Origin of the sequence: Leucobacter aridicollis (assembly GCF_024399335.1) — a bacterium.
GTDB classification, from domain to species: Bacteria; Actinomycetota; Actinomycetes; order Actinomycetales; family Microbacteriaceae; genus Leucobacter; species Leucobacter aridicollis_A.
The window spans coordinates 1744964-1764911 of record NZ_CP075339.1; the positions used below are offsets into that span (position 1 = coordinate 1744964).

Annotated in this window: 16 protein-coding genes and 3 tRNA genes; 6 read left to right on the top strand and 13 right to left on the bottom strand. The window is 63.6% G+C overall.

The window, feature by feature from the left end:
* Window positions 1-24: 24 nt before the first annotated feature.
* The 3 genes from KI794_RS07825 to ileS are packed head-to-tail and all read right to left on the bottom strand — an operon-like array spanning window position 25 to window position 5212.
* The gene (locus tag KI794_RS07825) at window positions 25-498 is read right to left on the bottom strand and encodes a DUF4233 domain-containing protein (RefSeq protein WP_255809691.1); all 474 of its coding nucleotides are present in this window, start codon (window positions 496-498) and stop codon (window positions 25-27) included.
* A complete protein-coding gene (locus KI794_RS07830; RefSeq protein ID WP_255809692.1) occupies window positions 495-1838 on the bottom strand; it encodes a bifunctional folylpolyglutamate synthase/dihydrofolate synthase in 1344 nt (447 codons plus the stop codon). The genes KI794_RS07825 and KI794_RS07830 overlap by 4 nt, the downstream gene beginning before the upstream one ends.
* The gene (ileS, locus tag KI794_RS07835) at window positions 1835-5212 is read right to left on the bottom strand and encodes an isoleucine--tRNA ligase (RefSeq protein WP_255809693.1); all 3378 of its coding nucleotides are present in this window, start codon (window positions 5210-5212) and stop codon (window positions 1835-1837) included. Before ileS ends, KI794_RS07830 begins: the two co-directional genes overlap by 4 nt.
* A 494-nt stretch (window positions 5213-5706) precedes the next feature.
* Here ileS and KI794_RS07840 point away from each other — a divergent pair, with 494 nt between their 5' ends.
* The 3 genes from KI794_RS07840 to KI794_RS07850 are packed head-to-tail and all read left to right on the top strand — an operon-like array spanning window position 5707 to window position 8969.
* Window positions 5707-7062, top strand: a complete 1356-nt coding sequence (locus KI794_RS07840; RefSeq protein WP_119283792.1) for a quaternary amine ABC transporter ATP-binding protein — start codon at window positions 5707-5709, stop codon at window positions 7060-7062.
* Window positions 7059-8003, top strand: a complete 945-nt coding sequence (locus KI794_RS07845; protein ID WP_255809695.1) for an ABC transporter permease — start codon at window positions 7059-7061, stop codon at window positions 8001-8003. The genes KI794_RS07840 and KI794_RS07845 overlap by 4 nt, the downstream gene beginning before the upstream one ends.
* Before the next feature lie 54 nt (window positions 8004-8057).
* On the top strand, window positions 8058-8969 hold the full coding sequence (locus KI794_RS07850; protein WP_119283793.1) for a glycine betaine ABC transporter substrate-binding protein: 912 nt from the start codon (window positions 8058-8060) through the stop codon (window positions 8967-8969).
* A gap of 74 nt (window positions 8970-9043) precedes the next feature.
* Here KI794_RS07850 and KI794_RS07855 read toward each other — a convergent pair whose 3' ends face one another.
* Window positions 9044-10030 (bottom strand): diaminopimelate dehydrogenase, encoded by a 987-nt coding sequence (locus KI794_RS07855; protein WP_119283794.1) that lies wholly within the window; start codon window positions 10028-10030, stop codon window positions 9044-9046.
* A gap of 94 nt (window positions 10031-10124) precedes the next feature.
* Window positions 10125-10598: a MarR family winged helix-turn-helix transcriptional regulator gene (locus KI794_RS07860; protein ID WP_119283795.1), complete on the bottom strand. Its 474-nt coding sequence runs from the start codon at window positions 10596-10598 to the stop codon at window positions 10125-10127.
* 188 nt (window positions 10599-10786) lie between these two features.
* Here KI794_RS07860 and valS point away from each other — a divergent pair, with 188 nt between their 5' ends.
* Genes valS through KI794_RS07875 form a run of 3 tightly spaced genes read left to right on the top strand, consistent with a single transcriptional unit; the run spans window position 10787 to window position 14229 of the window.
* A complete protein-coding gene (valS, locus tag KI794_RS07865) occupies window positions 10787-13372 on the top strand; it encodes a valine--tRNA ligase (RefSeq protein ID WP_255809696.1) in 2586 nt (861 codons plus the stop codon).
* A 31-nt stretch (window positions 13373-13403) separates the two neighbouring features.
* Window positions 13404-13736, top strand: coding sequence for a Fe-S oxidoreductase (locus tag KI794_RS07870; protein WP_255809697.1), 333 nt, complete (start codon window positions 13404-13406; stop codon window positions 13734-13736).
* Between the two features lies 1 nt (window position 13737).
* Complete coding sequence (locus KI794_RS07875) at window positions 13738-14229, top strand: hypothetical protein (protein WP_255809698.1); 492 nt, start codon at window positions 13738-13740, stop codon at window positions 14227-14229.
* Here the strand turns inward: KI794_RS07875 and clpX are convergent.
* The 8 genes from clpX to KI794_RS07915 form a co-directional block, all read right to left on the bottom strand.
* A complete protein-coding gene (gene clpX, locus KI794_RS07880; protein ID WP_119283799.1) occupies window positions 14226-15497 on the bottom strand; it encodes an ATP-dependent Clp protease ATP-binding subunit ClpX in 1272 nt (423 codons plus the stop codon). The genes KI794_RS07875 and clpX overlap by 4 nt on opposite strands.
* 129 nt (window positions 15498-15626) lie before the next feature.
* A complete protein-coding gene (locus KI794_RS07885; protein ID WP_119283800.1) occupies window positions 15627-16298 on the bottom strand; it encodes an ATP-dependent Clp protease proteolytic subunit in 672 nt (223 codons plus the stop codon).
* Window positions 16299-16319: 21 nt separating this feature from the next.
* A complete protein-coding gene (locus KI794_RS07890; protein WP_119283801.1) occupies window positions 16320-16904 on the bottom strand; it encodes an ATP-dependent Clp protease proteolytic subunit in 585 nt (194 codons plus the stop codon).
* Between the two features lie 180 nt (window positions 16905-17084).
* Window positions 17085-18623: a trigger factor gene (gene tig / locus KI794_RS07895; protein WP_255809699.1), complete on the bottom strand. Its 1539-nt coding sequence runs from the start codon at window positions 18621-18623 to the stop codon at window positions 17085-17087.
* Window positions 18624-18683: 60 nt separating this feature from the next.
* A tRNA-Pro gene (locus KI794_RS07900) sits at window positions 18684-18758 on the bottom strand.
* Between the two features lie 256 nt (window positions 18759-19014).
* Window positions 19015-19088, bottom strand: a tRNA-Gly gene (locus tag KI794_RS07905).
* Between the two features lie 89 nt (window positions 19089-19177).
* Window positions 19178-19726, bottom strand: a complete 549-nt coding sequence (locus KI794_RS07910; RefSeq protein WP_255809750.1) for a gamma carbonic anhydrase family protein — start codon at window positions 19724-19726, stop codon at window positions 19178-19180.
* 78 nt (window positions 19727-19804) lie between these two features.
* Window positions 19805-19877, bottom strand: a tRNA-Asn gene (locus KI794_RS07915).
* Window positions 19878-19948: the final 71 nt, after the last annotated feature.

Sequence of the window (19948 nt, forward strand, 5' to 3'; positions counted from 1 at the left end):
AGGTGAGATGACGGGTCGCCCCGACTACTCCCCCTGCTCAGCGCGTAGCGCGGCGTTTTGCGCGTCGATCTTCCCGCCGCGCACGATGCAGTAGACCCACAGCGCGGTGAAGATGCCCCCGACGAAGAGTGCAGCCGGCAGGATCACCGCCGTGGCGAGCATAAGGGCGTGCGTGACCCAGCCCAGACGGATGCCAACCTCTCCGAACCGGATCGTCGCAAGCGAGACGATACACAGGAGCGCGAGCACGCCCCCGATCACGAGGCCGAGCCACCGAGGATCAGTGATTCCGAGCCCGAAGATCGTCAACCCAATCAGCACAACGATGATGAGCTCGAACCCGAGCACGATCGAGGCAAGCGCCTTGCGCGTGGACCGTTCGCCGGTTGTTGCGCCGGAGATGCGCATCGCGGAATTATGGGCTGCTGCTTCTGACGGTGAGAGGACGAGCTCGTCGTCGTCGGATCCAGCGGCGGGTGTGTCGGGCGCGGAAGTCATGCGGTTCCCCATTTTTCTGAGCGTGAGTGGGTGAGAGCCTCGCCCGCCAGCAGCACGGAGCCGACGACGAGCACAGCGCGGGTGTTGGACTCCCCCGCCCAGCTGCGCGCGCGCTCGAGCGCGAGTGGGAGCGATGCGAGCTCCTCGACAGGAGTGTCTGGGATCGCCGACTCCGCGATCGAGGCGAGCTCGTCAACGGGGAGAGACCTCGGTGAGTCGACAGCGGTCACAAACACTTGGCTCGCGATCGGCGCGAGCGTTTGCAGCAGCCCATGCGCGTCCTTCTCCTCAAGCACACCCGTGACGATCGCGAGTTCGTCGAATGAGAATGACTCGGTGACGGCGCGTACGAGTGCCTCTGCGCCATGAGGATTGTGGGCTGCGTCGATGTAGACGATCGGATCGGTGCCGATAAGCTGCAGCCTGCCGGGCGATGTGAGCTGCCCGAAACCCTCGTCGAGGACCTCTTCAGGGATCGGCCGCTCGCCGCCGAAGAACGCCTCCACGGCCGCAATTGCCAGTGTGGCGTTCTCGGCTTGGTGCTGACCGTAGAGTGGGACGAATGCTGGGTCGTAGGCATGCCCAGAGATCCCGACGACGTCGACCTGACGACCGCCGACTGCAAGGCGATCCTCGACGAGCCTGAAATCCCGGCCCTGCGCATAGAGCCGAATGCCGAGGTTCGCTGCTGTGTCGGCGAGCTCGCCGAGCGCGTCGATGTCCTGCTCGGCAGACACCGCGGTGCTGCCCGGCTTCATGATGAGCGACTTTGTGTGCGCAATCGCCTGCGTGTCCGGCCCGAGGTGCTCGGTGTGGTCGAGACCGATCGGAGTGAAAACAGCGACCTGCGCGTCGGCGATGTTCGTCGCATCCCACTCGCCACCCATGCCGACCTCGATCACGGCAACTTCGACAGGCGCGTCTGCAAACGCGACGAATGCGAGCACCGCAAGTGCCTCGAAGAACGTAATACGCCCATGGCCCGCTTCGGCGAGCTCCGCATCGACGAGTTCGAGCGGCAGTCGAAGCTCGTCCCAGGCATCGGCGAGCGCAGCCTCGGCAATCGGCTGGCCATCGACCTGGAAACGCTCACTGAAGTCGACTAGGTGGGGGCTTGTGAATAGCCCGGTCCGGAGCCCGTGAGCTCGCAGCAGTGACTCGATCGCTCGGCTCGTTGACGTCTTGCCGTTCGTACCGGCGATCTGAATCACCGGATAGGAGAGCTGTGGCGAGCCAGCGAGCTCTGCGAGCCTGCGCACGGGCTCAATGCGTGGGCGGGGGTTCGCTTCGCCCACGCGCGTGAGTAGCTCTTCGTATACCCGAGCTGAAGTGCCGCTCATCGTGCGTTCTCCTCCCCTGGTGCGTCGAGCCCGGTGACGTCAATCGTGATTATGACCGGGGCTTTCTCGACGCCAAGTGCCTTCGCGCCCGTGACGAACACGCCACCGCCGGGAGACTGGATGTCGTCGACGATCGCGTCGATCCCGATCGCTTCCTGCACCGCGATGCCCTCGGCGAGCGTTTCCGCCGCGATGAGCGCCGCATGCGTCTGCAGCGCGGCCGCATGCGCGGGTTCGGCGTTCAGCGCAAGCACGATGCGGTCGCTCACGTCGAGCCCAGCGGCCTTGCGCGCCTCCTGGATCGCTCGGATCGCGTCGCGCGCGATGCCCTCGGCCTCGAGCTCCGGCGTGGTCGTCGTCTCGAGGATCGCGAACCCGCCGCCCTGAATGAGCGTGATGGCCGGGCCGCCGTCATCGGCGCCCGAGCCCGCCTGCAGCGTGAGCTCGTACTCGTGCGGTTCGAGGGCGATGCCGCCGGCGACGACGACGCCGTTCTCCTCGCTCCAGTCACCCGCCTTCGCGCCCTTGATCGCGACCTGTACCTGCTTGCCGAGGCGGGGGCCCGCGGCGCGCGCGTTGACGGCAAGGGTCTGCACGATGCCGTTCTCGGCCGCGCTCGACTCGGTCTCTTGCACAAGCCGCACCTGCTTGACGTTGAGCTCATCGCGAAGGATGTCGGCGAAGGGCTCGAGCGCGGCCGGTCGCGAGGTCACGACGGTGAGCTCTGCGAGCGGCAGACGGACGCGGAGCTTGTGCGCCTTGCGGAGGGCGAGTGCCTGCGACGTGATCTGGCGAACCTCGTCCATCGCCGCGACGAGCTCGTCGTCGACCGGGAACTCGGAGGCGTCGGGCCAGTCGGTGAGGTGCACCGAGCGCCCGCCGGTGAGGCCGCGCCACACCTCTTCGGTGACGAGGGGGGCCATCGGCGCGGAGACGCGCGCGAGCGTCTCGAGCACGGTGAAGAGCGTGTCGAACGCCTGCTTGTTTGCGGGCTTGCCGTTCGCGCCGGTAGTGCCCTCCCAGAACCTGTCGCGCGAGCGGCGCACGTACCAGTTGGTCAAGACCTCTGCGAACGCGCGCAGTGTCTCTGCCGCGGAGGTCGTGTCGAGCCCATCAAGATGCGCCTGAACCTCGCGGATGAGCGTGCCAGTCTTCGCGAGGATGTACCGGTCAAGCGGGTCGGTCGAGTCGACGCGGCGCTCTGCCTCGACGCCATCGGCGTTAGCGTACAGGCTGAAGAAGTACCAGCTGTTCCACAGCGGCAGGATAAACTGGCGCACGCCCTCGCGGATGCCCTCCTCAGTCACGATGAGGTTGCCGCCGCGCACGACCGGCGAGGCCATGAGGAACCAGCGCATCGCGTCGGAGCCGTCGCGGTCGAAGACCTCGTTCACGTCTGGGTAGTTCTGCAGGCTCTTCGACATCTTGTTGCCGTCAGAGCCGAGCACGATGCCGTGGCTGATGACGCTCTTGAACGCCGGGCGGTCGAAGAGGGCCGTCGCGAGCACGTGCTGGACGTAGAACCAGCCGCGGGTCTGACCGATGTACTCGACGATGAAGTCGGCGGGCTGGCTCTTCTCGAACCACTCAACGTTCTCGAACGGGTAGTGCGCCTGGGCGAACGGCATCGAGCCCGAATCGAACCAGACGTCGAGCACGTCCTCGATGCGGCGCATCGTCGACTTGCCGCTCGGATCGTCCGGGTTCGGCCGGGTGAGCGAATCGATGTACGGGCGGTGCAGGTCGATCTCACCTGCCTCGTTGCGCGGGAGCTCGCCGAAGTCGGCCTCGAGCTCTGCCACGGACCCGTAGACGTCTTCGCGCGGGAACTCCGGGTTGTCGCTCTTCCACACCGGGATCGGGCTGCCCCAGTACCGGTTGCGGCTGATCGACCAGTCGCGCGCGCCCTCAAGCCACTTGCCGAACTGGCCGTGCTTGACGTTCGCGGGGACCCACTCGATCTCCTCGTTCACCTCGAGCATGCGGTCCTTGATGTCCGTGACGCGCACGAACCAGCTCGAGACCGCGCGGTAGATCAGCGGGTTGCGGCAGCGCCAGCAGTGCGGGTACGAGTGCAGGTAGCTCTGCTCGCGCAGCAGGCGGCCCGAGGCCTTCAGCATGCGGATAAGCGGGCGGTTCGCGTCCATCCAGAGCTCGCCGGCAACGTCGGTGACAGCGCCAATGAATCGGCCGCCCTCGTCAAGGCTCACGATTGTCGGCATGCCCGCGGCGGTAGTGAGGCGGTGGTCATCCTCGCCGTACGCTGGCGACTGGTGGACGATACCGGTACCGTCAGTGACGGTGACGTAGCCGTCAACGAGCACCCGCCAGTACTTTTCGGTGCCCCAGATCTCGGTGTCGGCGAAGTAGTCGAAGAGCGGTGCATACTCCACGTTGAGCAGATCGACACCCTGCAGCGTGCGCGTGACGGCGTCGCGAACCTCGTCGGCCGACTCGTAGCCGAGGTCCGATGCGTAGTTGCCCGCCAGATCCTGCGCGACGAGGTAGTTCGCCTCCCCCGCAGCGGCGCCATCCGAGCCACCGGCGGGACCGGCGGGCACGACGACGTAGGCGATGTCGGGGCCGACAGCGAGCGCGGCGTTCGTCGGCAGCGTCCACGGCGTCGTCGTCCAGGCGAGGGCACGCACTCCCGTGAGGCCGAGCTCGGCAGCGCGGTCGCCACGGAACGGGAAGGTGACAGTCACCGAGGGATCCTGACGCTCCTGGTACACGTCGTCGTCCATCCGCAGCTCATGGTTCGAGAGCGGCGTCTCGTCGCGCCAGCAGTACGGCAGAATGCGCTGGCCTTCGTAGGCGAGGCCCTTGTCGTACAGCTGCTTGAACGCCCAGATGACGCTCTCCATGAAAGAGACGTTCAGCGTCTTGTAGTCGTTTTCGAAGTCGACCCAGCGCGCCTGGCGGGTGACGTACTCCTCCCACTCCTTGGTGTACTGGAGGACGGACTCGCGGGCCTTCGCGTTGAAGGCGGCGACGCCCATCTCCTCGATCTCGCTCTTCTCGGTGATGCCGAGCTGCTTCATCGCCTCGAGCTCGGCGGGGAGTCCGTGAGTGTCCCAGCCGAAGCGTCGCTCAACCTTCTTGCCGCGCATGGTCTGGAAGCGAGGGAACACGTCTTTCGCGTAGCCCGTGAGTAGGTGGCCGTAGTGAGGCAGGCCGTTGGCGAACGGCGGGCCGTCGTTGAAGACCCATTCGTCGCAGCCTTCGCGCTGGGCAATAGAGGCGCGGAACGTGTCGTCCGCGTCCCAGTAGGAGAGCACTCGCTGCTCGACCTCGGGAAGTCGCGGAGATGGATTCACGCCGAACGAGGCGCCTGTGGCTACAGTCTCGCCTGTCGTTTGCTTGGGATAGCTCATGGGTGGGTACCTTCTCGTCACGCGATTCTCACGCTGGGGCGAGTGTACGAATCGATTCGTATCCCGCGGTACCACCCGGCTTGCGCTCGTGGAGCGCCACTTCATTGAGCTGTAACGGGCCACCCGTCTGGTTCTACTGGGCCGCCCGTGGGTGGCTGTTCTTCCAGAGACTCCCCGGTGATTGCCGGTTCGCAGTCGATGCCTCCACTCTACCCGAGAATCCCCGCCTCTCGCGGCCTGGATATTGCCATGTGCGCGGACAGCGGAACAGTATGAACCTGATTTCCCCGCCTTTGGGTAACGAATGGGTAACAACCGTAAATTGAAGTTATGCCTGATCCCAGCAGTATTCGAGGAGTTATCTGTGAATCAGGTGTTAACGCTCGATGGTCGAACCGGGATAGCGTCGAAGGAGGGTTCTCGGTTCAACCGCCGCTTCACCGAAGCGGCATTTGGAGCGCCGAAAATCCGCGGAATCACCGCACAGGAGGAAAATGTCTCACCAAAATGTCGACGCGAAAGTCAACTCGGAGGTCGACGAAATCGCCATTTCGGTTGACCACGCATACAAAGTCTTTGGCCGGCGAGCAAAGGAGGCCGCAAAGCGGCTCCGTGCCGGCGCGAGCCGCGAGGACGTGAAGCCGTTTGGCACCGCGGCAGTAATTGACGCAAGCTTTGACGTTCGCGTCGGCGAGATCTTCGTCGTTATGGGGCTCTCGGGCTCCGGGAAATCGACACTCATTCGCCTGCTTAATGGGCTTGGCGACACAACAGACGGCTCGATCAGCGTTTTCGGTAGCGAGATCGTTGGCATGGGGGCCGCAGACCTGCGCAAGGTGCGGCGCGAGCAGATGTCGATGGTGTTCCAACACTTCGCGCTTTTCCCACACCGCACGGTGCTTGAGAACGCCGCCTACGGCCTCGAGATTCAGGGAGTGCCGGTTGATGAGCGCAGCGAGCGAGCGCGCGAGTGGCTCAGCCGCGTCGGACTTGACGGCTGGGCTGACGCGCTGCCGTCCGAGCTCTCAGGTGGCATGCAGCAGCGCGTCGGGCTCGCCCGCGCGTTCGCTGCTGGCACCCGGATCCTGCTCATGGACGAGGCGTTCTCTGCGCTGGACCCGCTCATTCGGCGGGAGATGCAGGAACTGCTCGTCGAGCTTCAGCAGGAACTTGGCATGACGATCGTGTTCATCACCCACGACCTCAATGAGGCGATGTTCCTTGGCGACAGGATCGCGGTGATGCGCGACGGGCGCATCGTGCAGCTTGGCACGCCCAACGACATCCTGACCGACCCCGCAAACGACTACGTGGCCCAGTTCGTCCAGGACGTCGACCGCGCGCGGGTTCTGACGGCCGGCGACGTCATGGAGCCGCCGCGCGCGGTGGTCCCGGCGTCGGCCGGGCCGCGCGCGGCCCTGAAGGCCATGCGCGACCTGCAGACGTCTGCTTGCTTCGTGACGTCCGCGGGCCGCAAACTCATCGGCGTTGTCCGCGACAAAGACATGCTCCGCCTCGTCCGAGACGGCGGCACCAACATCGGCGACGCGCTGAAGCCGACGCCGTCGATCGTCTCCCCCGACCAGCTGATCGCCGAGCTCTTCGAGCTTGCAGTGGAGAGCCCGCTGCCAGTGGCTGTCGTCGACGATCAGGATCGCCTCATCGGCGTCGTCCCGCGTGTGACACTGCTCGCGTCACTCACGAGCCTGCCGACGATGACGACTGAGATTCCAGTCATCGAGCCCACCCCGGACGTGCCGCGGGCGATCATCACAGCGACACTCGAGGCGACTGACGAAGGTACGACAGCGCCCGAAGAGCTCGCCTCTGCCGAAGGGAGCGCACTGTGAACGACTTCTTCCGTATTCCGATCGGTAGTTGGGTCGCGGCCGCGTTTGACTGGATCAAGTCGAGCTTTGATGGCGCTCTCGACCTCATCTCCCTCGTGGTGAAGACGCTCGTGCAGGGCGTCGCAGACGGACTTCTCGCTGTCCCCGCCCCCGCGCTCATCATCCTGCTCGCGCTGCTGGGATGGATCATCCGCTCCTGGCAGTTCGGAGCCGGAACGCTCGTCACGCTCACACTGATCATCGGAATGTCGCAGTGGGAGAACGCGATGTTCACGCTCGCCCTGGTGGTGATCGCGACGCTCATTGCAGTGATCATCGGCGTGCCACTCGGTATCCTCGCCGCGAAATCCGACGGCTTTAGCGCGGTCATCCGGCCGATTCTCGACTTCATGCAGACCATGCCGTCGCTTGTATACCTCATCCCAGCCGTGACGTTCTTCGCGGTCGGGTTCGTCCCCGGTGTATTCGCGACCGTGCTGTTCGCGCTTCCGCCCGGGGTGAGATTCACCGAGCTTGGCATTCGTGGCGTCGACGCTGAGACAGTCGAAGCCGGCCATGCGTTCGGCTCAACGCCAGGCAAAATTCTGCGCGGTATTCAGCTGCCGCTCGCAATGCCGACGATCCTCGCCGGTATCAACCAGGTGATTATGCTTGCGCTCTCGATGGCCGTAATCGCCGGCATGGCAGGTGCGAATGGGCTTGGCAAGGAGGTCGTCTCGGCGCTCGCAACCCTGAACATCGCGAAGGGAGTCGAGGCGGGACTCGCTGTCGTGATCCTCGCCGTCTTCCTCGACAGGCTCACGGCTGCCCTCGGGACCCCGGGCGAGTACACCCGGTCCCTCCGCAGCTCCCTCACTCGCAGACGAAGCCTCAAGCACAGTGCGACGCGCGCGGCGCAACGTGAGGCGGCTCCAGCCAACGCACGAGTCGCCGCTCACTAAGACCTCACTGACCCACACCCCAACCCCGCACGTGTGTGCGGACGAAAGGAAACTATGAAGAAGCGTCACCTACTGACAACCATTGCACTCGCTGCAGCAGGGAGCATCGCGCTCGCCGGCTGCTCGAACGGCGCGGGAGATACCGAAGGTGGCACGGGGGATGGTGGCTCGAAGGGCACGATCACCCTGAGCTTCATGCCGGGTTGGACTGACGGCATGAGCACTGCTTACCTTCTTGAGGACCAGCTTGGCAAGCTCGGCTACACCGTGGAGATGGAAGAGCTCACCGACGCCGCGGTCATCTACGCAGGGCTTGCGAACGGCGACTTCGACATGTACCCGTCCGCTTGGTCGGAAGCGACCCACTCGCAGTACATGGATACCTACGGCGACAAGATTGAGGATCTCGGCTCCTACTACGAGGGAGCCTCTCTCACGATCGCCGTTCCTGAGTACATGGACGACATCAACTCGATCGAAGATCTCAAGGGCAAGGCCGACAGGTTCGGCGGTGAGATTATTGGCATCGAGCCGGGCGCCGGCCTCACCGCGCAGACACAGGACGTCATGATGCCCGAGTATGGGCTCGACAGCGAGTTCGAACTTGTCACGTCCTCGACGGGCGCGATGCTTGCGACGCTCCAGTCAAAGATCGACGCCGAGGAAGATGTTGTCGTGACCCTCTGGCGCCCATTCTGGGCGAATGCGGCGTTCCCCGTAAAGGATCTCGCCGACCCTAAGGGCGCGATGGGTGGTACCGAGGGACTGCACTTCCTCGGCAAGCTCGGCTTTGCCGAGGAGTTCCCGGAAGCGGCCGACTACATCGAAGGCATCAAGCTCGACGACGACGCGTACGGCGCGCTCGAGAGTCTGATCACCGGTGACGAGTTCAAGGGTGACCCCGAGGGCGCCGTCCAGGAGTGGCTGAAGGACAACGCTGACGCCTACCCAGGCATCATCGCTTAGCGCCAGGCGTCGCATGACGGCGGGCTGCGTCAAACCGAAAGGTTCGACGCAGCCCGCCGTCATGTTTATTCGAGCTACAGCAGCTCGGCGCGGAGCTGCGCAGGCGACTTCGGTGAGAGGAGGCCAGGCGCGATATCAAATGGTGTGAACGCGCCGGTCGCCCCGGTCGCGGCGAGTCGAGCGGCCGCACGGGCATATGCAACGAGCACGCTCGACGTGAACTCGGGGTTTGAGTCGAGCGCGAGGCGGTACTCGACCGTCTGGTTGACGCCCTGCGACGTCTCCCCAGAGCGGATCACGAATCCGCCGTGAGGCATGCCGGCGTGGTCGCGGGCGAGCTCATCGGCGGTGATGAAGTGCACCGTCGTATCGTAGGGCTCAAAGTAGTCGGGCATCGTGACGATCGTCTCTCGGATCGACTCTGCGTCTGCGCCGTCCTCCAGCACAACGAAGCACTCGCGGTCGTGCTGCTCGCGCGTTGTCAGCTCGGGGTTCTCCCCCGCCCTCACCCGCTCGATCGCGCTCTCAGATGGCAGCGTGTACTGCACGGCTCCCGCAACACCTGGAATGCGGCGGAGCGCATCAGAGTGCCCCTGGCTGAGGCCGCGGCCCCAGAACGTGTACGTCTTGCCCTGGGGCAGGACCGCCTCTCCGAACAGGCGGTTGAGCGAGAACAAGCCCGGATCCCAGCCCGTGGAGATCACCGCGACTGTGCCGGCGTTCGAAGCTGCGGCATCCACTGCCGCGAAGTGCTCGGGCACCTTCGCGTGCGTGTCGAAGCTGTCGACGACGGTGAACGACGAAGCGAGCTCAGGGGTCTGCTCAGGGAGATCGCTCTTTGAACCACCGCAGAGGATGAGCACGTCGATCTTGTCTGCGAAGTCCGCGAGTGAATCGATCGCGAACACCTGGGTGCTTGCGCCAACTGTTTTCACTGTGACGGGATCGCGACGGCTGAAGACTCCGACAAGATCAAGGTCGGGGTTCAGGCCGATTGAGGTCTCTACGCCGCGGCCAAGGTTGCCGTAGCCAACAATGCCGACGCGAATGCGTTCTGTCATAGTCTCTTCCTCCTGCCGCGGGAGATGGATACCGCGACCTCATTATCGTAGAGGGCTGCAGCCGCTCTCTGGAGCAGTGTTACAACGATGACGACTATCGCGCTACAGGCGGAAGGACTATCGGGGCTGGCCCACCAAGGCCCTGAACGAACCTTTCGAGAAAGCCGCCGACTATGCGCAGCTCCTCACCAGTCATGTCGACCTTCGCGTCGTGAATCAGGCGAACACCCACGTCAACGAGCCGTTCATACGCGTCTCGCCCCTGGTCCGTCAGCGTGATGTACACCGATCGGCGATCTTGCTCGGTTACCGTACTCTCGATGAGTTGCGCGTTTCGCAGTCGCGTCAAAGACTTCGACAGGGTCGGGCGTGTGACGCCGAGCATCTCCGCGACGTCTGCAGGGCGCAACTCGGTTGTACGGGCGCCAAGAATGTAAATCACCCGAATTTCACTATCTTCTATGTCCAGGCCGACACGCTCGGCTACCTGGCCGTCTGAGGGCACTGCGCCCCACTGGCGGGCAACCGTCGCGAGTGCGCCCAGCATCTGCCGTTCGATCTCTCGCATGCACACAGTCTATATAGGTTGCGCACAACACAACTACTTTCTTGTGCAGGACGACGATAGACTTGGGCGAAACCCCTTCAGGCACCAGAGTCGATCAGAGATCAGCTCGCTTACGCGGTGCCGTCCACATCGAACCCGACACGCGCGCTTACGTCGCGCGATCTGTCGAGAAAACGGAGCCCAGGTACATGAGCGCGATCCCTGACAAGCCGGCACTCGAGGGACTCGAAGCAAAGTGGGGGGCGATTTGGGAAGAATCCGGCACCTACGCTTTCGATCGCGAAGGCGCTGCCCGCGGTGATGTCTACAGCATCGACACTCCCCCTCCGACCGCGTCGGGCTCGCTGCACGTCGGGCACGTGTTCTCGTACACACACACTGACACGGTCGCGCGCTACAAGCGCATGAATGGCAAGCGCGTCTTCTACCCGATGGGCTGGGACGACAACGGCCTGCCCACCGAGCGTCGCGTGCAGAACTACTACGGCGTGCGCTGCGATCCCTCGCTGCCCTATGTCGAGGACTTCGTGCCGCCGCATGATGGCGGCGACGGCAAGAGCATCAAGGCTGCCGACCAGCAGCCGATCTCACGCCGTAACTTCATCGAGCTCTGCGAGCGACTCACGATCGAGGATGAAAAGCAGTTCGAGGCGCTGTGGCGCACTCTTGGCCTGTCAGTCGATTGGAAGCAGACCTATCGCACGATTGGCGCCGACTCGCTCCGCGCTTCCCAGCTCGCATTCCTGCGCAACATTGAGCGCGGTGAGGCGTACCAAGCGCAGGCTCCGACGCTGTGGGATATCACCTTCCGCACCGCAGTAGCCCAGGCAGAGCTTGAGGATCGTGAGCAGCCGAGTGCGTACCACACGCTCGCATTCCACAAGTCGGACGGATCCGGCGACATTCTTATTGACACGACGCGCCCCGAGATGCTCGCGGCCTGCGTCGCGCTCGTCGCCCACCCTGACGACGAGCGCTTCAAGCCGCTCTTCGGTACGACGGTTCGCACGCCGATCTTTGACGTTGAGGTGCCGATCGTCGCCCACCACCTCGCGAAGCAGGACAAGGGCACCGGCATTGCGATGATCTGCACCTTCGGCGACGTCACCGACGTGATCTGGTGGCGAGAGCTCGACCTTCCGAACCGCGCGATCCTCGGTTTCGACGGCCGCGTCATCAGCGAAGCGCCGACGGCGATCACCTCAGAGTCAGGCCGCGAGGCGTACGCCCAGATCGCAGGCAAGACTGTGTTCAGCGCGAAGCAGACCATGGTTGAACTGCTGCAGGCATCAGGTGAGCTCACCGGCGAGATTCGCAAGATCACGCACCCCGTGAAGTTCTTCGAGAAGGGCGATAAGCCCCTCGAGATCGTGTCGACCCGTCAGTGGTACATCAAGAACGGCGCCCGCGACGAGGCGCTGCGCGAGCGGCTGCTCGCGCACGGCAAGGAACTCGAGTGGCACCCCGACTTCATGCGTGTGCGCTACGAGAACTGGGTCGAGGGGCTCTCCGGCGACTGGCTGATTTCACGCCAGCGGTTCTTCGGCGTGCCGATCCCCGTCTGGTACCCGCTGGACGCGGACGGCAACCCAGTCTTCGACGAGCCGATCGTGCCGGCAGCGGACACACTACCCGTTGACCCCTCGAGCGATGTTCCGGCAGGCTACACCGCCGAGCAGCGTGGTGTTCCAGGCGGCTTCCAAGGTGAGGTCGACGTCATGGACACCTGGGCCACCTCGTCGCTCACGCCGCAGCTCGCGGGCGGCTGGGAGCGCGACGAGGAACTCTACGACCTGGTCTACCCGTTTGACCTTCGCCCGCAGGGCCAAGACATCATCCGCACCTGGCTGTTCTCGACGTTGCTGCGTTCCGAGCTCGAGTCCGGCACTCTTCCCTGGCGTCACGCGGGCATCTCGGGCTGGATCCTCGATCCCGACCGCAAGAAGATGTCGAAGTCGAAGGGCAACGTCGTCACTCCGGCAGGCATGCTCGACCAGCACGGTTCAGATGCCGTCCGCTACTGGGCAGCCTCGGCGAAGCTCGGCACCGATGCATCATTCGACCCGCAGAACCCGACGCAGATCAAGATCGGCCGCAGGCTCGCAATCAAGCTGCTGAACGCCGCAAAGTTCACGCTGTCGTTCGACGCGAGCTCGGCTGGCACTGTGTCGGAGCCGCTCGACAGGTCGATGCTCGCTGGCCTCGCCAGCGTCATCGCAGATGCGACTCGCGCGTTCGAATCTTACGATCACGCCCGTGCGCTCGAGCTCACCGAGTCTTCGTTCTGGACCTTCTGTGACGACTACCTCGAACTCGTCAAAGAGCGTGCACACGGTGGCACCGGCCAGGCGCAGGCCTCAGCAGTAACCACCCTGCGCGCGGCACTGTCGGTGTACGTGCGTCTGCTCGCGCCGTTCCTTCCCTACGCGACCGAGGAGGTGTGGTCGTGGTTTGAGCAGGGCTCGGTCCACACCGCGAACTGGCCCCTCGCAACGGAGCTCGACGAGTTCATCGGAGCCGATGCGGACGCGGGGCTCTTGGCTCTCGTTGGCGGTGCGCTCATCGGTGTCCGCGGAGCGAAGACAGACGCAAAGGTGTCGCAGCGCACCGCTGTCACTCTCGCAGTGATTCACGCGCCAGCAGCCGACGCCGCGCGACTTGAGCTCGCCGCAAGCGATCTCGCGGACGTAGGGCGGATCGCCGAGCTCCGCATCGAGGCTGCCGATGTCGCTGAGGCACAGGTGGCCGAGATCACCGTCGAGTCCGCAGAGTAACGCCGACTCACACCAGAGAACGAGGGATCGCATGCAGCTCGGGTCACGCTGGCAGGTGGGGCAGCCACCGCACCCCGGAGTGCCCGAGCTGCTGCATGCGGCCGTCGCTGCAGCTGAGCGCCAGCTTAAAGGTGGCCCCCAGGTGGGTCACCACGGGGGTTCCTGGACGCTTACATGGCTTGAGGGGCGCCCTCGTGTTGAGCTCTTCGACACATCAGGTCGAGTGAGAGCCGACATCGGCATCGATGCTGACGGTACTGTGATCGAGCGTGCCTTTCCGGCCCACGACGCAGAACTGGCAGCACCGGCCACCGGGACAGCTATCGGTGAGAACGACGATGACGACGACGATTGGTTGAGCTGATATGACGAAGACGAATCGCCTCGGAGCCGGGGCCGCAGCACTCGGGCTCGCTGCCGTGCTCCTCGCGGGGTGCGCGCCCGAGCCAGGAACGGTGGCCCCGGACGGTAGGGACCTCACGGAAAAGGTCGAGCCCGAAGGCGGGAGCTGGACTGAACCGAACCCAGAGGAGGCCTACGAGAAGTCGGCGGAGCTCCCAGATGGCTTCCCCGAGGGCTTCGTGGTTCCCGAGGGCGCGGTCGTCGACGACGCAGGCAACCGCGACTTTGGAAGCTGGTACGTCGTGCTTAGTGCAGCCGACAAGGCTGCAGCTGACACGCTTTGGGACTCCGTGGTTTCGGGCTCAGGCTTTTCAGCCTCGGACGAGGCCTCGACAGGTGACGGCGGCCGCACAGCAACGCTTGTCTCGCCAGCGCTCGAAGTCACCGCGGTGACGATGGCGGGCGACGACGGCGCGATCCTGCTGAGCTACGACATCACTGAGGTCGTGGGCTAGGCGCTCTCTCGCCCACTCTCGGCCATCACGAGCAGGGGCGGAGCCTCCTCGAGCACTGCCTCGCGCGTAACAACAACCTTCGCCACGTCGTCGTTCGACGGCACCTCGAACATTACCGGCCCAAGTACGGTCTCGAGAATGGATCTCAGTCCGCGGGCACCAGTCTTTCGAGCTACAGCGAGGTTCGCGATCTCGGCGAGGGCCGCATCCTCGAATTCGAGTTCGACATCGTCGAGCTCGAACATTCGCTGGAACTGTTTCACGAGCGCATTCTTCGGCTCGGTGAGGATTCGCTGGAGGGCAACTGTGTCGAGCGGGTCAACTGTTGCGATGACTGGGAGCCGGCCAATGAATTCGGGAATCAGGCCGAACCTATGGAGATCTTCAGGCTGCACCTCGGCGAAGAGCTCAGACTCGTCTCGTTTGCTTCCCATCGGCGTGCCAAACCCGATACCGCCCTTTCCGAGGCGCTGGGCGATGATCTCTTCGAGCCCGGAGAAAGCGCCGGCGACAATAAAGAGCACATTCGTTGTATCGAGCTGGATGAACTCTTGGTTCGGGTGCTTGCGGCCACCCTGGGGCGGGATTGAGGCGACAGTACCCTCAAGGATCTTCAGCAGAGCCTGCTGTACTCCTTCGCCTGAGACGTCACGGGTGATCGATGGGTTCTCTGCCTTGCGCGTGATCTTGTCGATCTCGTCGATGTAGATGATGCCAGTCTCGGCGCGCTGGACGTCGAAGTCGGCTGCCTGAAGTAGCTTCAGGAGGATATTCTCGACGTCCTCGCCGACGTAGCCAGCCTCTGTGAGCGCCGTCGCGTCTGCGACTGCAAAAGGAACGCCGAGTTGACGCGCGAGCGACTGCGCGAGGTATGTCTTGCCACACCCCGTCGGCCCGATCATCATGATGTTCGACTTCGCGATCTCAACCTGTTCGTTGGCGAACTCGGCGCTGGTGATTGCGCTCGCGGCGCGAACACGCTTGTAATGGTTGTAGACCGCCACTGCGAGCGACTGCTTCGCGCGCTCTTGCCCGATCACGTACTGATCGAGAAAGCCCGCGATCTCACGGGGCTTGTGAAGCGTGAAGTCAGACGACTCCGCGGGCTGGTGCTCGGAGAGTCGTTCTTCGATGATCTCGTTGCACAGCGCGACGCACTCGTCGCAGATGTAGATCTGCGGGCCAGCGATGAGCTGGGCGACCTGCTTCTGAGACTTACCGCAGAAAGAGCACTTCAGCACTTCGCTGCTTTCGCCAATACGCGCCATATTCCGAAACCTCCTCGCGCCGCATGTACGCTTCGAGCCTAGTAGTGACCCCCGACAATGACTGACGGCGCGCCGCCGTTGTGGGCCGCGCGCCGTCAGCTTGTAATCACACTGTTATCGTTGCTCTCGCTACTGAGCGATGACGGGCTGCGGATTCTTCCGGCTCGTCAGCACCTGGTCGACAAGGCCATACTCGAACGCCTCCTGGGCGCTCAGGATCTTGTCACGGTCGATGTCATTGTGAACTTCCTCGATCGAACGCTTCGAGTGCTTGGACAGTGTCTCCTCAAGCCACTCACGCATCCGCTGGATCTCGCGTGCCTGGATCTCGATGTCTGATGCCTGGCCGTGACCACCCTGCCCGCTTGACGGCTGGTGGATGAGTACACGAGCGTTTGGAAGCGCCAGGCGCTTGCCAGGGGTGCCGCCGGCGAGCAGAACGGCGGCTGCCGATGCAGCCTGGCCCAGGCAGACAGTCTGAATGTGCGGCCGGACATACTGCATCGTGTCGTAGATCGCGGTCATCGCAGTGAACGATCCGCCCGGTGAGTTGATGTACATCGTGATGTCGCGTTCAGGGTCCTGGCTCTCGAGCACGAGCAGCTGGGCCATCACGTCGTCGGCGGAGGCGTCGTCAACCTGGACACCCAGGAAGATGATGCGGTCTTCGAAAAGCTTTGCGTACGGGTCCTGGCGCTTGAAACCGTACGCCGTGCGCTCCTCGAACGTGGGCAGTACGTAACGCGAGTCGGGCATCATGCGATCGGCAGAGCCACCCTGCGGCATGTAGAGATTCGTCATAATTTCTGTTTTCCTATCGGACTACTTGCTCGTACCGCCGCCGCCGACAACCTCGGAGGCGGAATCCCTAATGAAGTCGACGAAGCCGTACTCGAGGGCTTCCTCGGCGGTAAACCAGCGGTCGCGATCGCCGTCTTCGTTGATCTGCTCGACGGTCTTACCCGTCTGCTTCGCGGTGATCTCGGCGAGGCGATTCTTCATCGAGACGATGAGCTGCGCTTGCGTCTGAATGTCGCTCGCGGTGCCACCGAAGCCGCCGTGGGGCTGGTGCAGCAGCACGCGGGCGTTTGGCGTGATGTAGCGCTTGCCTCGTGTGCCCGCGGTCAGCAGGAACTGGCCCATCGACGCGGCCATACCGATGCCGACGGTCACGATGTCGTTCGGCACGAAGCTCATGGTGTCGTAGATAGCCATGCCTGCGGTGATCGAACCGCCTGGCGAATTGATGTACAGATAGATGTCGGCTTCCGGATCCTCCGCTGCAAGGAGCAGGATCTTTGCGCAGATCTCATTTGCGTTGTCGTCGCGCACCTCAGACCCGAGCCAGATGATTCGGTCTTTCAGCAGGCGGTCGAACACGCTGTTCACGGGCGACTGTTCAGCCATTCGGCGCTCCATTCGTAAGTTGCTTGATTCGAGAGTATCGACTGCGAAAGGCGCGCGCTCGCGTGTTCGCCGTGGGCGTTGTTCGGGGGGGGGGGGGGGGGGGGCGCCGTGTTCGCTGCAAACGAAGAAGTCCCCGGCCAATCTGGCCGAGGACTTCCCCAATCTCTGCTGAGCGAAGAGTTACTTCTCTTCCGCTGCTGCCTTCTTCGCAGCGCGGGTTGCTGCAGCCTTCTTCGCAGCTGCCGAGCGGGCGGCCTTCTTGGCCTCCTCATCGGCGTCAGCTGCGGGAGCCTCGTCCTTCGAAGCCGCCTTCTTGGCTGGCGTCTTCTTGGCCGGCTTCTCGGCCTCGTCTGCCGGTGCGGCAGCCTTCTTTGCCGGAGCCTTCTTCGCGGGCTTCTCTGCAGCAGGTGCCTCGGGGGCCTCTTCAGCCTCGTCCTCGGTATCGACTGCGACGAACGCGCCAAGGTCTACAGCCTTGCCAGCCTTGTCGGTGACAGTTGCCTTGCCGAGCGCCACAGCGAGAGCCTTGTTGCGGGTGACCTCAGCGAGGATCACCTGCAGCTGGTTGCCCTGGCTGATCGCCTGCAGGAACTGCGTGGGCTCCATGCCGTACTGCTGCGCCGACTGGTAGATGTAGTCGGAGAGCTCTGCCTGTGTCGGGGTCACGTCTTCGCGCTCGGCGATCGCGTCGAGCAGAAGCTCCATCTGGATCTGCTTCTCGCTCGCCACGCGAACCTCTGCACGGTGCTCGTCGTCTTCGAGGCGGCCTTCACCCTCGAGGTGGCGGTGCACCTCCTCCTCGACGAGCTCCTCCGAAATCGGGATATCGGCCTGCTCGATGAGCGTCTCAGTGAAGATGTCGCGTGCCTGACGGCCCTGCGCGAAGACCGACGCCTGTGAGACCTGATCCTTGAGGCTCTCGCGCAGCTCTGCGATGGTGTCGAACTCGCTCGCAAGCTGTGCGAACTCGTCGTCAGCCTCGGGAAGCTCGCGCTCCTTCACTGCGGTGAGCGTGAGCTCAACCTCAGCGTCCTGGCCTTCGTACTCGCCGCCAAGCAGCTGCGAGGTGAAGTTCGTTGTCTCCCCCGCGGTGAGCGTCTCGACAGCCTCGTCGGTACCTGCGAGGAGGTTACCTGCGCCGACCTCGTACGATACTCCGCTTGCCTTGTCTACTTCCTTGCCGTCGACCTTCGCGGTGAGGTCGAGTTCAACGAAGTCGCCGGTCTTGGCCGGACGATCGACAGTAACAAGGGTTCCGAACCGCTCACGGAGGCTTGTGAGCTCTGCCTCGACAGCAGCTTCGTCGATCTCCGCCTCGTCGACGGTGATTGCGAGACCGTCGTAGTCGGGGAGGGTGAACTCGGGGCGAACCTCAACCTCGAAGAGGAGAACGAGTTCACTCGAAGCATCGGCTGCTGCCGGCATCGATTCGATGTCTGCTGAGGGGCGACCCATCGGGCGCACGCCTGCCTCGGCAACTGCAGCCTGGTAGAAATCGTCGAGCGAGTGGTTCACTGCCTCGGAGATGACTGAATCGCGGCCGAAGCGCTGGTCGATGATCTGTGCCGGTGCCTTGCCCTTGCGGAAGCCTGGGATCGAAACCTGCTCGGCGATCGACTTGTACGCGTTCTTCAGGTACGGAGCGAGCTCATCCTGCGTGACGGTAACGGTCAGCTTCGTGCGGGTCGGTGTGAGCTTTTCAGCTTTCGTCTTCGGCAATTTGGCCTCTCATCGTCGGATCATGCTGCTATCAGCCAGTATCGGGCCAATAGACCCTTGTCGGGGCGACAGGATTCGAACCTGCGACCTCCCGCTCCCAAAGCGGGCGCTCTAGCCAAGCTGAGCTACGCCCCGAGACTCTCGTCTCTCGGTTGCGCTCACAGCGCGCAACCTGACCAATCCTAGTCCAAACCAGAGCAAATCAGCACACTGGGCGGCGTTTGCGGAGCAAATGCGTAGAAAAATGGCGGAAACACGCGGCAGAGCGGGTCCTCCGGGAGTGTCATCGCCTGCCTCGAAATCGAACTCCCCGGGTTCCTCACAGCATCAGCCGGCCCAGAATCCAGTTCCCCGAACAGCAGAAAGCCCCTCACTGAAGTGAGGGGCTTATTGGAGGGGATGACGGGAATCGAACCCGCGTAATCAGTTTGGAAGACTGAGGCTCTACCATTGAGCTACATCCCCACACCGCGAAATCGGTGCGACGCTTGCGCGACTCATCGAGCATACTGCATGTTCGCTCCCTCGCGCGAACGCGCCTGCATCCCGGCGCGTCACGCCCCGGAAGTGCTCCTCGGATCACCTGTCGGATCGCTCGTCGCTGCTCGGTGGTTGTCGGTGTACTTGAGGTACACCTCTGAGTTGAGGCGCACTGATTCGCGATCCGTGTCATTCAGCTCGCGCACGACTCGGGCTGGCACTCCAGCGACGAGGGAGTGCGGCGGGATGACCATCCCCTGAGGTACGACCGCCCCAGCGGCCACAAGGCTGCCCTCCCCCACGACTGCGTCGTTGAGCACGGTCGCGTTCATGCCGATGAGACACCCGTTCTCGACAGTGGCGCCGTGAACGACCGCGTTATGCCCAATTGAGACATCATCGCCGATGACAGTTGCCCGGCCGCGAAACGTGTGAATCACCACACCATCCTGGGCGTTTGTTCGCTCGCCAATGCGCACCGCGTCTGAGTCGCCCCGCACGACCGCGTTGTACCAGATGCTCGAATCGCGCCCGATGGCGACATTGCCAACAACGATTGCTCCTGGGGCGAGCCAGACGCTCTCGTGCACATCCGGCGAGCCGTAAGGCTCGACTTGAATCATGTGTCCGTGGTGTTGACTCACTGCACGCTCCTTTGGGTAGACAAAAAGGCCCTTACTCAAGAGTAAGGGCCTTCGTTGCTCCCCCGGCTGGGCTCGAACCAGCGACATCCTGATTAACAGTCAAGCGCTCTGCCAACTGAGCTACAGGGGAATATTGCCGCAGCAACTCGACTAGCGTACCAAGCGTTTCGCGGGGCGTGCAAATCGCTGCGCCCCGGGCGC

What these genes read in the sequence shown, in the direction of transcription:
- valS (WP_255809696.1), top strand. Translation starts at nt 10,787, where the DNA reads ATGAGCGCGATCCCTGACAAGCCGGCACTCGAGGGACTCGAAGCAAAG.
- clpX (WP_119283799.1), bottom strand. Translation starts at nt 15,497, where the DNA reads ATGGCGCGTATTGGCGAAAGCAGCGAAGTGCTGAAGTGCTCTTTCTGC.
- KI794_RS07830 (WP_255809692.1), bottom strand. Translation starts at nt 1,838, where the DNA reads ATGAGCGGCACTTCAGCTCGGGTATACGAAGAGCTACTCACGCGCGTG.
- KI794_RS07840 (WP_119283792.1), top strand. Translation starts at nt 5,707, where the DNA reads ATGTCTCACCAAAATGTCGACGCGAAAGTCAACTCGGAGGTCGACGAA.
- KI794_RS07870 (WP_255809697.1), top strand. Translation starts at nt 13,404, where the DNA reads ATGCAGCTCGGGTCACGCTGGCAGGTGGGGCAGCCACCGCACCCCGGA.
- KI794_RS07825 (WP_255809691.1), bottom strand. Translation starts at nt 498, where the DNA reads ATGACTTCCGCGCCCGACACACCCGCCGCTGGATCCGACGACGACGAG.
- KI794_RS07875 (WP_255809698.1), top strand. Translation starts at nt 13,738, where the DNA reads ATGACGAAGACGAATCGCCTCGGAGCCGGGGCCGCAGCACTCGGGCTC.
- KI794_RS07890 (WP_119283801.1), bottom strand. Translation starts at nt 16,904, where the DNA reads ATGGCTGAACAGTCGCCCGTGAACAGCGTGTTCGACCGCCTGCTGAAA.
- KI794_RS07885 (WP_119283800.1), bottom strand. Translation starts at nt 16,298, where the DNA reads ATGACGAATCTCTACATGCCGCAGGGTGGCTCTGCCGATCGCATGATG.
- ileS (WP_255809693.1), bottom strand. Translation starts at nt 5,212, where the DNA reads ATGAGCTATCCCAAGCAAACGACAGGCGAGACTGTAGCCACAGGCGCC.
- KI794_RS07855 (WP_119283794.1), bottom strand. Translation starts at nt 10,030, where the DNA reads ATGACAGAACGCATTCGCGTCGGCATTGTTGGCTACGGCAACCTTGGC.
- KI794_RS07850 (WP_119283793.1), top strand. Translation starts at nt 8,058, where the DNA reads ATGAAGAAGCGTCACCTACTGACAACCATTGCACTCGCTGCAGCAGGG.
- KI794_RS07860 (WP_119283795.1), bottom strand. Translation starts at nt 10,598, where the DNA reads ATGCGAGAGATCGAACGGCAGATGCTGGGCGCACTCGCGACGGTTGCC.
- KI794_RS07910 (WP_255809750.1), bottom strand. Translation starts at nt 19,726, where the DNA reads ATGATTCAAGTCGAGCCTTACGGCTCGCCGGATGTGCACGAGAGCGTC.